The organism is Litorilituus lipolyticus (genome assembly GCF_006439335.1).
In the GTDB taxonomy this organism is placed as follows: Bacteria; Pseudomonadota; Gammaproteobacteria; order Enterobacterales; family Alteromonadaceae; genus Colwellia; species Colwellia lipolytica.
This window is the reverse complement of sequence record NZ_SAWY01000036.1, coordinates 92,410-108,897: the sequence shown is the minus strand read 5'-3', so window position 1 is coordinate 108,897 and position 16,488 is coordinate 92,410. Positions and strand designations below refer to the sequence as shown.

Genomic DNA, 16,488 nt, shown 5'->3' with positions numbered 1-16,488 from the left:
ATTATTCCGTTAACGCATCAAAGGCGTTTGCAAGTTGTGCGGTTTTACTTTCACGTGAATAATGACTGATATCTTCATTACAAGCTATGTCATGTTCAATTAACTGTTGTAGACACGTGGTAATTTCTTGTTCATTTTGTGCTGAAAAGCCATAAGATATCTTGTTAATAAGATCTGCTGTTGCCGAGTTTTTCGGCGTAATAGCTAGAATAGGCCGACGAGCCAAAATATAGTCATATATTTTACCCGGTATTTGTCGTTTAAAAATGTCATCTTGTATTAACACGGTTGCTGATGCGCACTTCATTTCGGCAACAGCCTCATCAAAAGAACATGATGGTAAAAACTCAACGATATCATTAATATCTAGCGCCACTAGAACCTTTTCAAAAGTTGATTTTTGACCTGGTCGAAAAGTTAACACAAAGTTTTTATTATTTATCAAAGCTCGCTTCTTCAGTTCAGCTATCGATTTAAATAATGGTAAAGGATCTCGTCCATTCGCATATAGAGACCCACTGTATAATAATTTAAATTTTTCTCTAGATGGCTCTAGGTGATTTGCCTGAATAGCATCATCCCCATAAAAGCCATTCTCAATGGTAATAAACTTGTCAGCAGCTTGCTCCGTATAAAGTTCACGGTAAAAATTAGCTGCTCGCTCAGAGGTAAATACAACTTTATCAGCACTTTCAATAATACGTTTTTCTAACCATTTTTTTAACCAGGCATACTGCTGTGCTTTATTATCATAGCGACACTGAAGAGGATCTCGAAAATCCGCAACCCATTTAATGCCATATTTTTTCTTTAACTTTCTCGCAATTAAATGCGCCGTTAATACAGGGTAAGTTGACCATATAACTGCAGGCTGCTCTTTTTCTATCACGGCAGATGCCTTTTTTACCGCATCAAAATACCAAGGCCAATATCTATCAGGCAAGGTCATCCATTGAAAGTAACGTCCTTTGATGGCAAGACTTTCTGATGCATCGATGCTCTTTGCACGAATGATGTGTTTCGCTACTTCAGGTTCAATAGTCTGAGTCTCATCGCGGCGATCATAAATATTATCACTTGCCGTAATAACATGAGGTTGCCAGCCATATTTTGCAAGAAATTCAGTAAAACGCAGTGTTCTTTGCACGCCGGCACTTCGACATGGTGGCAGTTCAAGAGCTACCATTAGAACCTTATTATTCATCATTATTTATTATTCTATCCTTCTAGTGCTAAGGCTTAACTACACACTTAACACCCAAGCATTAGCAAAAACCACATTCTAGCTTTAATTTATTTTTGCACCAGTTCAGCAGCTTGTAATAATTTATTTGATGGTATAAAACCATAGGCTGCACCATCCTTATCAGGTGTCACATTGACCTCAATTATCACTGGACCATCTTCGCTCATAGCAACATCCAACCCAGCAAATTTTGTATAAGGAAGCTTTCGTAATGTCTCGCATGAACAAGACACTATTTGCTGCCAGTCTGGCAAGGTAACACCATTTAATTGCACCTTATTATCAATATGTTGCTCTAATTCATCGCGAAATGGGTTTGATGTCAGTAAGCCAAGGCCCAAAACACCGCTGATGGGATCAACTGGACACATAATCCCCCCACCATCACCATTGTCAGTTAATGAGCCGCTTCTTCCCATGCGAAAGTAGCCTCCAATAACTTCTATGTTATCGCCCGTTTGCAAAACCCACGTACGTACCGTATTAACACTTGAAGAATTAAAAGCACTATAACCTGATGCTTGTTCTATATAAGACTCTATAAGTAGCCCTTCTGTAGCGATCACATCGTTATAGCTATTAATCACTTCTTCGATACTCAAAGCCTTATCGTCATTGATAGGTTTAATGTGTATTTCATCATTTTCTTCAATAACTAAACCTGCAAGAAAACCTTTACCGCCATAACCTTCAGGAATTTTTATACAAACGGTTTTTCCTAGTTGATGCCTTAAGAGTTGTATTAGTTGTGGCTTGTTGGTCAATGCTGTTCCATCAGCAGAGAAGCCTTTAATTGGCTCTAAAAAACCAAGAAAGTCCGAACTGGGAATATTGGCCATTTTTAAAAAAGATTTCTCGGCTAGTTTGTGCTGGGTTATTTTCCTGTAAGGGACAGGGTTCAATACATCCATTGCTTGGTGATATTGTTTATCACTTATATGCGCGCACTTTTCTTGCCATGACATTTTGTTACTTGCCATGCCCGCTAATAGATAATAATTAGGGCCAAATGAACACTTTTTATATAGGCGTAACATTTCCATCACAATAGAGCTAGCACTGCGATTATGTCGTTTAGCCTCTTTATTTATAATAGCAATCGTTCGTTTAACCCGAGCAAAGCCCGCTAATTGATCTAAACTCATAACCCCTGAACTGTCCTTATTTATTGAGAAACTGTAATAGTTATTTATTATTCAGTAGCTTTCTAAGAAAGCTTGCTAAGCCACATAATTCAGCCTCAAACTCTAGTTGATGCACATCTTCACCATCTAAGAACCGAGGTATTTGCAAATGATTTGTAGTCGGTGTAAGCATACCAGCGACGGTAGTCGTTGCTGTTTTAATCCCACACCCTTTTAACCAAGGAAGTTGTGGCACATAGTTTTCTCCGCTAGGAAAACAAAAGTGTTGAAACTCTCCTTTTACTTTTGCTTGTTGTAGAAACTCAATGTTTTGAGTGATTTCCTCTTTAAAACGCGCTTCATCTTGAGGTGAACAATGCCGATGAGTATGCAACTGTATATCTAGGTATAATTCATGTATTGCCGATAGTTCTTGCACATTTAAAGAGCGGAACATCAGCTGCTCTTTTTCGTATAGGTTTACACTAAGCTTGTCAGCAATTTCCATTAGGATTTTTTGACGGATGTCAAAATCATCATTGGCATCTATAGCGTGACAAAGCTTAGTTACTATATCCGTTATATTGTCTGCTGTTATATCGTAATGGTGAGTCCCTTTGAGTCTGTCATTCTCAACCACTAATGTTTTTCCGATAGAGCGCCACAATAAGTACGCTAAAGCGACATTAATAACAGCCCCCTGCTTTTGTGCATAATAGCTAGTTACATAGAGCATCATTGTCAGTTGATGTTTAGCTAATGTTTCCCCCACCAATTCTTGAGTAGCCGCCCAGCCATCATCCATAGTTAACACAACGGTGCTATCATCAGATTGTTTTTTAATCGCATCGGACAAGGAAATAACTTGATATGGGCTATTTGCTAACCATTGCATTCTTTGAGCAAAGGTTTCAGGACGCATAAAAAGTTTCGGGCGAAACTTATACTCATCTCGATAAGCAAAACCGTGATAGCAAAGCACACAGGTGTTTTTCTTATTTAACTGTCGCGCAATCCAAAAGCCACCAATCGACTTTATGGCAAAAAGCGCAGCTATCTTAATCGCTTTAAGCACGAGCGGGCAAACTCCTTAGTAAAAGACCATAAATTAATAAAGTAGAGCTTGCGATCACCTGGGTATAATAAATCTGCTTTTATTTTTGGGTTGAAAAACAACAATATAAATTCAATAAAAATAAAACACTTCTTTTTAGTGGCGATTTGGCTATCTTTTAATGAAGACAACATATAGCCAAAATCAGCTGGCAATGCATTTCTAACATTAATTGTTTCAGTCAGCCTGATGGCTTTTTCTGGTGCAAGCTTCTCAAAAAAGTAATCTAAATGAATACATGGAAAATGAATACCCGCTAAAATATCTAAGTTTAATGCAGCCCAATATCTAGAATTTAGTTCAATAAAGTCAAAAGACTGGTTTTCTTCACTCCACTTATACTCCACCATGGCTGGACCATTCCAATTGAGGTGCTTTAATCGTGCAATAGCATCTTGGTACATATCTTCTTGCCACCAACTATGCCTAAGTGATGTTAAGCCGCCTGTATGTGGGTTCTCATGAGTGGCTACTGCCATCGATTCAGCTAATAACTTGCCTTCTTGAAAAAGTAAATTTACCGTTGCTTTAACACCTGGGCTGCAGTCTTGCACTATTACTTTGTCATAATGTCTAAAAACCTCAGTAACGGCTTGTTCTGCTTCAAGTTTAGTATGCGCTTTGATTATTTTGGCGTCATCGCCTTGATGAGCATAAAAGCCATCGCCTTTAATAAACAAGGGATACTGCCAACTTTCAATGGCTTGCCAGTCTATTTCATTTTCATGTGATGCAATTTGGGTATTAGAAATATGCTTAGTAAGTTGTTGGCTTTCATCCGTAAAAAAACTACTAAATACATCAACTTTACATAAACAGCGATAAATATCTTCTTCACTACTATCAATAGGGATTAAATGGGCAAATTCTTGAAAATTATCGCGAATAGCAAGGTAGAAAGCTTCACTTGGTATGATGACATGAATGTCATGGTCTTTAATGTACTGACGTAACCAATCAAGATATTGTTGGTCATCATATTTAGGACATTGAACCGCACAACTAGCAAAAGTAGATCGGCAACCCAACGCTGCCACTTTAGCTGAAGCAGCGTACACTTTGTACCCGTGTTGACCCAAAGATCGAATAACTGCTATAGCACCCATAGAGTCAGCTTGGGGCACTAAAACGTTATATTTATTTCGCCAATTTTGTTCAATCGCTACGTTATTCATATTTTGCCATCTTAATATGGTGTTTACTCATGTGATTTACCAAGTCCAACTTGCTAGCTGGTTATTTCTTTCGATAATTAAGCGCCAACCTCAAGGCAAACCTAAGCTCTGTCTCATCCCACGGGGTAAAACGCTTTATCTTATAACCTTCTGATTTCTGATCACTTAATATGCCCCAATCTGTTGAGAATGCAGCCTTAAAGCCTAGTGATTTCACCATTTCAACATGTTGTGCGTTAAAATCTTGCTCATACTTGCCATTGGGATATGCAAAAAACTCAACTTGCTGCTCTATTATGTTTTCAAGTATCTCTTTACTTTGCTTAATTTCTAATAAAGCAACGCTATTACTTTCTTTATTAAGTATAGGATGACTATGAGTATGCGCCCCAATGGTCATTCCACTAGCATGCATTTCTTTAATTTGCTCTGCAGACAAAAACTTATCTATTGTTTTGTTGAATTGAGTTTGCTGTTTAATTGACTCAACAGCGGCTTCTCTTTGTTTAAGAGGCAAGTACTTTGTGCTTTCAACCAGTTGATATCGAACATCGACTCTTTTTTCAAAACTACTTATATCGAATAATTTCCCTTGTAGATAAAGCTCTGTCACTTCATCTGGCGCATTAAAAATGGCTGCATATATTTCTTCATCCCACAAACCACCTTTTATTAAACCTTGAGTACTTATAAAGAACGCGCCAGTGATCCCCTCGTCGAGTAATGTTTTATAAATAAAGTCATAACTATCACGATAACCATCATCAATAGTAATGCAAACAGCTCTGGGGGGTAATTCATTACGGGCTTGTAGTTCAAGAGCTAAAGGTAATGGTAATACCGTGAAGTACTTATTTAGCCATTTGATTTGTTGCTTGAATAAATCCCAGTAAATGCTTTTAGGGTTTTTGGCACTATAAGACTCTCCCACTCTATGATAAGTAAGAATGTTGAGTTTCGTAATTTTGCCATCATAACTCCAATGGCTAGCGCACTTTCGAATTATCCAATTAAACACGATAGTTGCTACCCCTATATTGAGCTTGTGGTTGAACTGAACTGCATAGTCGGTGATCAATCACAAATACTATTGCAAGTAGGGCATAGAACATATCAAAGTAAGCTAAACTGACGCCTGCTCCGCCCACACAATATGCAAGCAAAGATACTTTTAATAAACTACAGAGTGTCACAATACTTTCATCTTGATTGGTACGCCTTACTTGTTTTGCTACCCTGCTCGCCTTTCGGTACGCCGTAAAAATAATCCCTAGATAAATAAGCAGCCCAATATAGCCATGGTCACCTAACACTTGAAAATAAATACTATGAGCAGCTTTAAAAGCAACATGTCCCAAATGAGCGGTATCAACAAGTTCATTAAAGCTACCTGCCGCGTCATAGCTCCACCAAATATAGCTTGTTTGCCCAGCTTTAAAACCACCGCCAGTGAATGGGTTATCATTTGCCATTAATACCGCATGCTTCCATGCCAGCACTCGCCCTAAGAATGAAGAATCTTCTTGAGCTGTTTCGAGGGTATCCATTCTATTAGTCCACGATGACGGTATGTAATTACTAGCGATAACAAGTGAGAAAGACAGTAAAACAGCATATAAAATCTTACGCTTACTTTGCCACCAAAAGTAACCACCCACGACCAATAAAGCGACAGTTCCCCCACGCGAATAAGTACCAATAATCGCGACAACATTTAACACAACCGCACACATCAGCCCTAACTTAATCCAATTAGTTTTATTGATATGCATTAAATAAACTAATAAAGGCAACATCATATTAAAGGCTAAGGCAAGCTCATTTCTATCACTCAATACATGTCCAGATAGTCCGGCAATACGATGCCCACCACCAGAAGCTATATATTTCAAACCTTCCAAACAACCATAAAAGCCAACAGATAGTGCAAGAGCCCATATGAAAACATTAATATGCAATTGATTTCTCAGTACTAAAATACTAAAAATGTATAATAACGTTATTTTTAAAAACTCTATCCATTCTGACCACACTATTGCTGGTATAGACATAGTGGTTATACTGGTCACTAATGTCCAAAGCAGAAACAGCACGATTAAGAAGGTTAGTTTATCTCCCTCTAGTTTCTGTTTATCTTGCCATTTAATATAAGAAAGAAACGCGCATACAACGATGATTAAGTTATAACGAAAGTTACCTGCAAAACCATAGACCCAACCATTGGGAAAATGCATTGCCACCCACAACCACATTGCCGCACCAATAAATGGTCTCTTTAATGAGGCATATAAAAGAAAAGGTAAAATTAGCAGAAAAAATATATCTCTCACTATCGATATTTCCTGCTTCTAGCTTCATTTTTTTGCTCTATTTCCTCAGAGTTTTTATCATCTTCTCTAATAGCCCAGAAACATAGATATACAACAGCACATAAGTTGACCGCCCATAAAATACTCTCCACCTTAGCTCTCCACTTTGCTTATTACATAGCGAAACTTTCCAGATTTTTCAGCTGCTATATTGTCAACAACATCAATCTCGATAGTTACGTTTTCTCCTAAGCGCGCTTTAAATCCTGAAATAATTGACTTGCTCAGCTGTTCCGATAACGCTCCCTTCACGGTAGGTACAAGTTCAATTCTAGTCTTAAACTTCGTTTCTTGTATTATTTTAAATGCTTCTACGCCATCTAACTCTCTGATCACATAAATTAATGCCAGCCCATGCATTAATGTTCCATCTGCAGCGACAACAAAATCTGTTGAGCGCCCTTCAATATCTTTTAACACGGGTAAGCCACGACCACATGGGCATGTTTGACTATCAATAGCAGCGATATCACCGGTTTTATAACGAACAAAAGGAAAATCCCCCGTTGCTAAGTGAGTAACAACTATTTCTCCTTTTTCCCCCTCAGGCATTACTTTTCCTTGCTTATCAATAATCTCTACTATGATATCTTCAGCAGAAATATGCATATTGCCTTCTGGGCATTGATGAGCGATAAAGCCAGCATCTCGACTCCCATAGCCATTTGCCACAGGAGCATTAAAAACCTGCTCAATCATTTCCTTTTGATAAGGATATAAGCGCTCAGAGGTAACAAAAATTACCTTAATATTTAATTGTGAAAGCGCTATTTGATGTTGGTGGGCTGTTTTAGCGATCAAATGAAAAACAGAGGGGTAACCAAAAAGCATGGTTGGGTTTGTTTGTTGAATTTGCTTTATAAAACCAAGTATTTTGCTTTCATCCATATCAAAAGCAGGTATCAAAGTAGAGCGAAACAGTTTATCTCTGAGTACTCTAACTTTATCTTGAGCGCCCAATTCAATTGGAGAACCCCAAGCAACAATCTCTTTATCACCAATATCAACATCCCACCACCTAGTCGCCCGCCACTTTTCAGCCACATCATGACTTACCCTTTCATTACTTAATAAAAAGGTTAACGGATTACCACTTGAGCCACCTGTAGTAAATGGCGTAACTGCGCCTGAGTTAGTAGCACGCATTTGTGCAAAGTTATCTTTAATGGTGTGTTTATCTAGAAAAGGGAGCTTAGCAAGATCTTGTACATTTTCGATCTGTTCAGCGCTAAGGTTATGATCTTGAAATAATTGCTGGTAATACGGAACCTGAACACTAATTTGAGCTATAAACCTTTGTAAACGCTGTTGTTGTTTTACAAGAATTTTATCTTTGCTTAACCATTGGCTTTGTTCAAGGTTTTTGTGAACTGACACAGTCTTATGCCCTTTCAACCACTCATGGAGTGGAAAGAATAACGTTGAAACAATCTTTGTATATAAACCTGCCATGACTCCCTGTCCCTTAAGTTTTTAACGTGTTACTCGCTAAAGTATCATCATAACAAGCTTTTAACGTTAACCAAACATTCGACCAATAAAACTTAGTCACCGTTTGCAAACCATTTGCAATTAAGCTTGATGCTAACTGGCTATCACTTAATACGTTCAAAGCATTTTCAGCCATGGCTTGCTCATCACCTATGGCAACAAGTAAAGCATCATGTTGATCGGTCACTAAATTAGGGATGCCTCCAGCATTAGTTGTTACAACAGGTGTGCCACAAGCTAACGACTCGATAATTGCATTGGGTGTATTATCTACTGTACTGGCATTTATCATTAAGTCTGACGATTGGTATAACCTTGCCATTTCCGTTGGTGTTAACTTCCCCGTAAAGACAACATGATTTTCAAGGTTTAACGACTTAACAAGCTGTTTTAACTCTACTAGTTCTGGCCCTGTACCCGCTATAGATAATTTAGCTTTTGGTAAGTTATTATGAATGAGAGCAAATGCCTGAATAACCGTATCTACGCCATATATTTTCTCTAAATTGCGCGTAACAATAATATGGGGAGATGATGATTTAATTTGACTTTCTTTTTCAAAAAATAACGTTTGATCAAGAACATTTGGCACTATTTCGGCTTGCACTTCAAACTGATTAAATACTTGCTTCAAAAAGCTAGAAGGTACAATCACGTTTTGTACTTTACTTAAGGACAAGTTAACCCAACGCCATTGCTTATCAAAAAACTGTTGGGCATGTCCGCCACGATAATTCACTATTACAGGCTTATTATAGAATCGTGCAACCACTATTGCAGGTGCTGCAAATAAGTGCCAAGACCAACCAGAATTAGCCATGATATGAACAATATCTGTATGTGATAAACGGCTAAAAAGCGTCCAAACATAAGCAACTAAACGAAAAATCGCTCTAACTATTGGGATTTGACCAACAAAATTGGGTTTATAATCTGCATTGGTTCGAATAATCTCTACATCAAGATTTTCACCTCTTAGAAACTCAGCTAACTTTTTCGTTTGGTTTGCCATACCTCCAGCGGGGGGAGCTAACGGCCCAATGACTGTCACTTTACTTAACTTAGACATAAGTTAGTCTTCACTCAACTGTTGATAAAGCGGTTGATATTTTTTAACGCTATTAGGCCAATTGCGAATATCCTCAACATATTCTCGCCCTCGAAGAATCTGGCTTTCACGTAGTTCATCATTAGCTAATAGCTCAGATATTTTATTGCTTAAGTGCTCGACATTGCCAGCCTCAAAAAGAAAGCCATTTTGCTGGTCTGTTATTAATTCATGGTGTCCACCAACATCTGATGCAAGGACTATCTTCCCTTGCGCCATGGCCTCTAGTGGTTTTAATGGCGTTACCAAATCGGTTAAACGCATCGCTTTTCTAGGGTATACTAATAAATCTACTAGACTGTAATATTGGCCAACCTCTTCATGGGGCACGCGTCCTGTAAAGATAACCTTATCTTCTAAACCTAATAGTGACACTTGATGTTTTAAATTCTGCTCTTGTGGACCGCCACCGACTAAAAGCAACCTAACATTAGCGTTGTTTTTTAACACGTCAGGCATTGCTTCAATGAGTAAATCAAGTCCTTCATAGGCATAAAAAGACCCAAGAAAACCCAACACATGGCAACCCATTAAATTCAAAGACTGTTCTAACTGGCTATTTTTTTCTTTAATTACGTCGAACTGCTCAACATTTACCGCGTTGGGAATTACCGTAAACTTGTCTTGTTTAAAGCCACGGGCAATTAAATCATTTTTTAATCCTTCACATATCGTGGTGACCGCATCTGCATGTTTAACGACATGAGTTTCTAATTTTCGAGTAAGTCGATAACGTAAATCACCTTCTTTACAAGTACCATGATCTACCGCAGCATCTTCCCAGAAAGCCCTTATTTCATAAACAACGGGTAAACCAGACTTTCTGCCCGCCTTAAGGGCGGCTAAACCATTTAACGCAGGTGAATGAGCATGAATCACATCTGGTTTTTCTATTTCAATAACCTCTAAAATTCGCTTTACCATAGGGGCAATATTTGCCATTTGACTAAGCACGGGCAATTTCGACATAACGCCTGATGTCGGTGCACTACGATAAAAGGTTAAACCGTCAACTACATCAATACTCGCCTCATCATTACCATGCTTTGGGCTGGTAACATGGCATGTTTTAATACCTAGCGCATGCTGCTGCTTTAAAATTGAGCGACTTCGAAACGTATATCCACTGTGTAATGGTATTGAGTGATCAAATACGTGCAATACTTTCATCAATTACTCCGCTTGCGATTGTTTATAAAAAGAAGCAAACATTAATAATGTCCACAAAGGTGCACTGTATTCTCTTCTTCCAGACTGGTGGTCATCTAACCAGCGTTTTATTGTATCCATATTAAATAAGCCCGTAGCGAGCATTTCATCACTGAGTAAAGCTTGACGAATTTTTTCCCTCAATGGTCCTTTAAACCAATCAGCTAATGGCACACGAAAGCCCATTTTATTACGGTATAACACATCTTCTGGTAAATGAGCTTCCATCGATTTCTTCAATAAGTATTTGCCGCAGCCCTGTTTCAATTTTAACGACGTTGGTACTTGAGCTGTCCACTCAACAAATTTATGATCTAAAAATGGAACTCTTACTTCTAGGCTATGTGCCATACTAGCGCGATCAACTTTCGTTAAAATATCACCAACTAAATACGTTTTAATATCAATGTATTGAATTAATGATAGCGGATCATCGCCATCAAAGTTTTTTTGATGCTCCCGAAATACATCTAATGCTGAATAACCTTTTAGTTGTTGGTTAAGCTGAGGTGAAAATAGTTCTTTTCGTTGTTGGTTATTTAATAATGAAACACCATGAAAATAACCTTCTGCTGTATCCATTGCTAAGGATTGAAATGTAGTTTTTGCTCTTAAAAATTGCGGAGCCCAATCAAGTTTAGGGTATAGCTTACCTAACAGACCAAAAACAGGCTTTCGAATAGCGTAAGGTAAAATTGAGCGAACTTTCTCTTCATTCATCATTAGACTGTAACGACGATAACCTGCTAGTAACTCATCAGCACCATCACCAGATAAGCATACGGTTACCTTCTCACGAGCCAATTGGCATACTCGGTAAGTTGGCATAGCCGAGCTATCTGCATAAGGCTCATCATATAACTGAGCTAATGAGTCAACTAAATCAAAATCATCACTTGCCACGACTCTTTCTTGATGTTCTGTTGCATAACGCTTTGCTACTTGGCGAGCAAAGTCTGTTTCATTATAGTTTTCTACATCAAAACCTATTGAACATGTTGCTACGGCTTTATCAGAAAGATTAGACATCATGGCAACAACGGCACTTGAATCTACACCACCTGACAAAAATGATCCCAAGGGTACATCTGCCATCATATGGCTTTCAACGGCCGCTTTTAACTCTTTCTCCATTTCATCGAGTAGCTGCGCTTCTGTTAATTGGCTTTGCTTTGCATAGCTCACATCCCAATACTGCTTAACTATGGGATGTGTATCACCTACCTTAATCGTTAATATATGCCCAGGAGAAAGCTTAGCAACTTGCTGGTATATAGTATGTGGCTCAGCTACATAACCTAGAGCAAAATATTGCTCTATGGCTTTTGCATCTATTTTCTTATCAAGCGCAGGAACTAAAGAAATACTCTTTAATTCTGAAGCAAAATATAATGTGCCGTTAACAACAGCATAGAAAAGCGGCTTTATCCCTAAGCGATCTCTTGCAATAAAAAGTGTTTGTTCTTTCTTATCCCAAATAGCAAAAGTAAACATGCCTTGCAGCTTATCGACACAACAAGAAGACCATTGCATGTAAGCATGTAAAATAACTTCAGTATCACTATGGCTATTAAAGTGATGCCCTAACTGCTCAAGTTCTGCTCGAACGGCTTTAAAATTATAAATTTCACCATTAAAAATTAACACGAAATTACTATCATCACTTAGCATGGGTTGCTGTCCCGACGATAAATCGATAATTGATAATCGTCTATGACCAAGGGCTACATGCTCATCAAGAAATTCTCCCCCCTCATCAGGACCACGATGAAATTGCGCTTGATTCATTTGTGCTAATAATGTTTGGTTTACTGCTGTGCCTGCTTTTAAATTAATAAAGCCTGTGATACCACACATATTCTAGATTATCCTTTACCTATCAGCGCGTTATACTCATTCAAGTATGCCTGCACCATATTTTTTTCATTGAAGTGATTTAATATACGTTCTCGGCCTTTTTCACCGTGTTTTGCGATTAACTCAGGCTCATCTAAATACTTTTTAATGGCACTAGCCAACGCCTCAGGGTTACTTTTCTCAACTAAGAAGCCTTCAACACCATCAGTAATTACCTCAGGAATACCACCAACTGCCGTCGATACTACAGCAGTTTTTCCTGACATAGCTTCAAGTATCGTCATAGGTATTCCTTCTGCTAGTGAAGATAAAACAAAAATATCTGTCTCTGATATTATTTGCGCAATATCATCTCTCGCACCTAAAAAGTTTACGCTAGTTAATTTATTTGATTGACAAAATTTTTCTAATTCTGCTTTTTGTGTTCCATCGCCAACAACAGAAACTTGTGGCATATCTTGCAGGCCTACTTTCCCTTGCAGGATGACCAGAGCTTTTAATAAATTATAGTGATCTTTTACAGGTGAAATACGTGCCACAATAGCCAACCGAATACTATCACTATCTTTTTTAGCTAAATTAAATTGCTCTGTATCGATACCATTTTGAATTAATAATGCTTTGTTTTGAGGTATACCTACCGTAGATATCAACCACTGAAAAAGATCTTCGCTTACACATATATAGCGCTGAATGAAGTAAGCCATCAGCTTTCTCAAAAAATTATGCTTTTTATTAAGTCCTTGCGGATCAGCGATATCACGACCATGCTCAGCATGTATATGCCCTGGAACACCAGCAAGCCAAGCAATTGGGTGATATTCAATAGTCGATAGATTATAGCTATGTAAAATATGTGGCTGAATCTGTTTTAACAGCTTAAATAACTTAAAATGCACACTAAAATCATTACCTTGTTTTTTGTTTAAACAAAACACTTCAAGGGGAGACTCTTGGTCTTGAGCAAAGTGATTGGCATCTGTTAGTGAAATAATGACGTGTTTATATGGCTCACCAGCTAACTTATTGATGCAATTCAACATAACTCGTTCTAATCCACCAATATCAAGACGATAGATGAGGTGAACAATAACGGGTAATTGATTACTCGGTATGGCCAAAAGCTCCTCCTTGTGCTTGAGCCTTAGTAAAAGCACGTATCAAAAGCGCTTTAGCTACATCATTACTATGAGCATCAGCAACCGATATTGCCCTTATCTCACTGTAATCTGATCGACGAGATAAACTATTCCACGCTTGCATAAGTTTCGCCATACGTTTACTGAAAGTGTAAAAGTCACCAATTTTGTATTGATACAAATAGCTTCTCGCATCGCCATTAATACTACGTAAATGCACCAATTTGGCAGGGTTATTAGCTATTTCGACTTCTTCATTCGCAACTTCTGTCCATTGCTCAGGATTATGAGTCACATTTTGCCACGTTATTAATTCGCCTTTGGTTTGTTTATTAGCGTATTCAGCACGATATATTTCAAGTTTTTGAGTTTTTATATGACTCATTTGCAGAGGATCTTCAAATTTAATCCCCCAAGTAGAAGCAAGCTTTTCTTTGCTAACCGATTGCTTGCTAGGTAGTTCAACCACAGGAATTGCTTTTAGTAATATGTAGCTACCGAACAAAGCTAACAAAGCCACGGCAAGGGGCAAGTATTGCACCTGTCCTTGCTGATTAACGGAAAATTTTTCTTTTGATTGCTCACTATCAGCAAAAAAGCCGCCAATCCAAAACATGATCATAATAACAACGCCAAAGAAGACCCAGCCGTAAACTAAATGATCTGCGCCTGTGGCATATTTCATATCGGAATAATAAGCAATGGCGACTATGCCGTAGGCTCTTATACCATTTGCAAGTATAGGTAAAACAATAGCAAACGAAACAAATAGCCACTGTTTGTAAGGCTTGTTGTAGGTTAAATACGCATATAAAGTGCCTACAGCAACCGAGGCAATTAAATACCTTATGCCTGAACATGCTACAGCAACTTCAAACATGCCTGTAGGTACTTGTATATATAAACCATCCCTAAAAACAGGAATACCATTCATTTTTAAAAATGCGACCGTAAACCATGCGGTAACGTCTTGCAGCCATGGGATCAAACTTTCTCCCATAGGAACGGAGAATAATAGAAATGCTAATGGAAATTTATATCGCCACGCCAGCTTATTACCTATCAATAACCATACTAATGTAATTAATGAAGCAATTGCCGACAATTGACTTAATACACTGATATCCGCAGCATAGGAGAATACACCAAGCGTTAAAGCCCCAATTAAAAAGGGTAATGGCAACCAGCTTTGTTTAAACTGTGCCTGTAACAGTGCCTCTCTATCTCGCCAAAATAACCAAAAAGATATAGGAAAAATAAAGTAACCATGGGCAAACGTATCTGAGCGTGACCAAATTGACTCCATTGCTATTAAGGCATCTTTATATAAACCTAACCACACCAGCAATAAAACACTGGCAACAGCAAAAAAGCGCTTATGGTTTACAGTGATCCCTGCCGTCATGAGCTTACCTCCTGTTCCAGAGAAAAAAGCTTATCTAAAGGCTTAAGCGTTTGCTGCCAAGTAAAGTGCTCAATAACCCATTCTCTATTATAAATAGCTCTTTCATTAGCATTACTTTCCAGTAAATAATCAAGACAAGCTTGAGCAAATTCTTCTTTATCATCAGTGATAACAACACCATCATCACTTTGCGCATTAATACCTTCCATAGCCATAGTTGACACTACAACAGGTCGGTTTAATGACATTGCTTCAAGTACTTTATTTTGAATGCCTCGGGCAATTTGTAAGGGGGCAATAACACAACAGGCTTGTTTGATAAAAGGTCTAATATCATGTACGCGACCTGTTACAACAACACCTTGCAATTTAGCTAGTGCTTGTATTTCTGCACTGGGATTACCGCCAACAATCGCAAACAAAGCATGCGGATTATTATGCAAAATGATTGGCCAAACATAGTTAACAAACCACAAAACGGCATCAACATTTGCCCAATAATCCATAGCACCAGTAAAAACAATATAGGGAGTGTTAGGTAATAATGCTTCATCAGCAAATGCACTGTTGGGCTCAAAGAAATCTATATCAACACCGTTGAGTAATCCATGGACTTTTCCTTGTTGATTTATGGGTTGGCGCTGTAAAAAAAGGGATGCTTCATCAGGAGAAACAAACAAACTATGATCAAATTTAGCGCAAACAGCGTCTTCATACTGAGCAAGTAGTTGATATTCCCGTTCATAAACCCACTTAGCAATTCCTGTTTTCTTCTGTGCGTATTGTCGCCACTTATCGGAATCTACATCAACAAAGTCGATAATGCGTTCACAGCTACTTAACTGTTTAAAATCATCAGACTCTACGTATTGAGCCATTGATGAGGAATAAACAAATAATTTTCGAATAGTATGCTGTGAAATGGTTCTATTAACCCATTGAGACATACGTTTATCAAAATAATAAGGCAACGTAATGGGTTTCCCTGTTAAAAAAGCCCTTAGCCCTTTTAGCTTTGCTAATGTTTTGTGCTGATCTAAATAAAACAGCGAAGCGCAATATTTCTCTAACGTGTTCACATACTGCTTATCAAACGGGTCATCGATGAAACAACCTAGATGTACTTCATATTTTTCATTTAATTTTTTCAAAATATTAAATGAACGAATCTTATCGCCTTTATTAGGAGGAAAAGGAATACGATGACATAAAAATAATAACGGCTCTTTTTGAGTACTATTCGGTTCCATT

General features: G+C 38.1%; 13 protein-coding genes. All 13 read right to left on the bottom strand.

All coding sequences use genetic code 11. The features are described from left to right. Position 1 precedes the first annotated feature (1 nt). The 13 genes from EPA86_RS13970 to EPA86_RS13910 all read right to left on the bottom strand — a co-directional run bounded on the left by EPA86_RS13970 (position 2) and on the right by EPA86_RS13910 (position 16,487). Positions 2 to 1,207, bottom strand: a complete 1,206-nt coding sequence (locus EPA86_RS13970) for a glycosyltransferase (protein WP_140604651.1) — start codon at positions 1,205 to 1,207, stop codon at positions 2 to 4. A gap of 86 nt (positions 1,208 to 1,293) precedes the next feature. Next, positions 1,294 to 2,391, bottom strand: a complete 1,098-nt coding sequence (locus EPA86_RS13965; RefSeq protein WP_140604649.1) for a sugar-transfer associated ATP-grasp domain-containing protein — start codon at positions 2,389 to 2,391, stop codon at positions 1,294 to 1,296. A 40-nt stretch (positions 2,392 to 2,431) separates the two neighbouring features. Beyond that, on the bottom strand, positions 2,432 to 3,445 hold the full coding sequence (locus EPA86_RS13960; RefSeq protein ID WP_140604647.1) for a polysaccharide deacetylase family protein: 1,014 nt from the start codon (positions 3,443 to 3,445) through the stop codon (positions 2,432 to 2,434). Continuing rightward, on the bottom strand, positions 3,424 to 4,659 hold the full coding sequence (locus EPA86_RS13955; RefSeq protein ID WP_140604645.1) for a hypothetical protein: 1,236 nt from the start codon (positions 4,657 to 4,659) through the stop codon (positions 3,424 to 3,426). The genes EPA86_RS13960 and EPA86_RS13955 overlap by 22 nt, the downstream gene beginning before the upstream one ends. Before the next feature lie 61 nt (positions 4,660 to 4,720). Continuing rightward, positions 4,721 to 5,677 (bottom strand): polysaccharide deacetylase family protein, encoded by a 957-nt coding sequence (locus EPA86_RS13950; RefSeq protein WP_170309665.1) that lies wholly within the window; start codon positions 5,675 to 5,677, stop codon positions 4,721 to 4,723. Next, positions 5,670 to 6,989 carry a putative O-glycosylation ligase, exosortase A system-associated gene (locus EPA86_RS13945; RefSeq protein WP_140604641.1) on the bottom strand — a complete coding sequence of 440 codons (1,320 nt, stop codon included), beginning with the start codon at positions 6,987 to 6,989 and terminating at the stop codon, positions 5,670 to 5,672. The genes EPA86_RS13950 and EPA86_RS13945 overlap by 8 nt, the downstream gene beginning before the upstream one ends. A 132-nt stretch (positions 6,990 to 7,121) precedes the next feature. Beyond that, positions 7,122 to 8,480, bottom strand: a complete 1,359-nt coding sequence (locus EPA86_RS13940; RefSeq protein WP_140604638.1) for a phenylacetate--CoA ligase family protein — start codon at positions 8,478 to 8,480, stop codon at positions 7,122 to 7,124. Positions 8,481 to 8,493: 13 nt separating this feature from the next. Further along, complete coding sequence (locus EPA86_RS13935; protein ID WP_140604636.1) at positions 8,494 to 9,588, bottom strand: glycosyltransferase family 4 protein; 1,095 nt, start codon at positions 9,586 to 9,588, stop codon at positions 8,494 to 8,496. Positions 9,589 to 9,591: 3 nt separating this feature from the next. Continuing rightward, positions 9,592 to 10,797, bottom strand: coding sequence for a TIGR04063 family PEP-CTERM/XrtA system glycosyltransferase (locus EPA86_RS13930; protein ID WP_140604634.1), 1,206 nt, complete (start codon positions 10,795 to 10,797; stop codon positions 9,592 to 9,594). Positions 10,798 to 10,800: 3 nt separating this feature from the next. Next, positions 10,801 to 12,693, bottom strand: a complete 1,893-nt coding sequence (locus EPA86_RS13925; RefSeq protein WP_140604632.1) for an XrtA/PEP-CTERM system amidotransferase — start codon at positions 12,691 to 12,693, stop codon at positions 10,801 to 10,803. Between the two features lie 8 nt (positions 12,694 to 12,701). Further along, positions 12,702 to 13,814, bottom strand: a complete 1,113-nt coding sequence (locus EPA86_RS13920) for a TIGR03088 family PEP-CTERM/XrtA system glycosyltransferase (RefSeq protein ID WP_170309664.1) — start codon at positions 13,812 to 13,814, stop codon at positions 12,702 to 12,704. Continuing rightward, positions 13,798 to 15,237 carry an exosortase A gene (gene xrtA / locus EPA86_RS13915; protein ID WP_140604628.1) on the bottom strand — a complete coding sequence of 480 codons (1,440 nt, stop codon included), beginning with the start codon at positions 15,235 to 15,237 and terminating at the stop codon, positions 13,798 to 13,800. The genes EPA86_RS13920 and xrtA overlap by 17 nt, the downstream gene beginning before the upstream one ends. Next, positions 15,234 to 16,487, bottom strand: coding sequence for a TIGR03087 family PEP-CTERM/XrtA system glycosyltransferase (locus EPA86_RS13910; RefSeq protein ID WP_140604626.1), 1,254 nt, complete (start codon positions 16,485 to 16,487; stop codon positions 15,234 to 15,236). The genes xrtA and EPA86_RS13910 overlap by 4 nt, the downstream gene beginning before the upstream one ends. Between the last annotated feature and the right edge of the window lies 1 nt (position 16,488).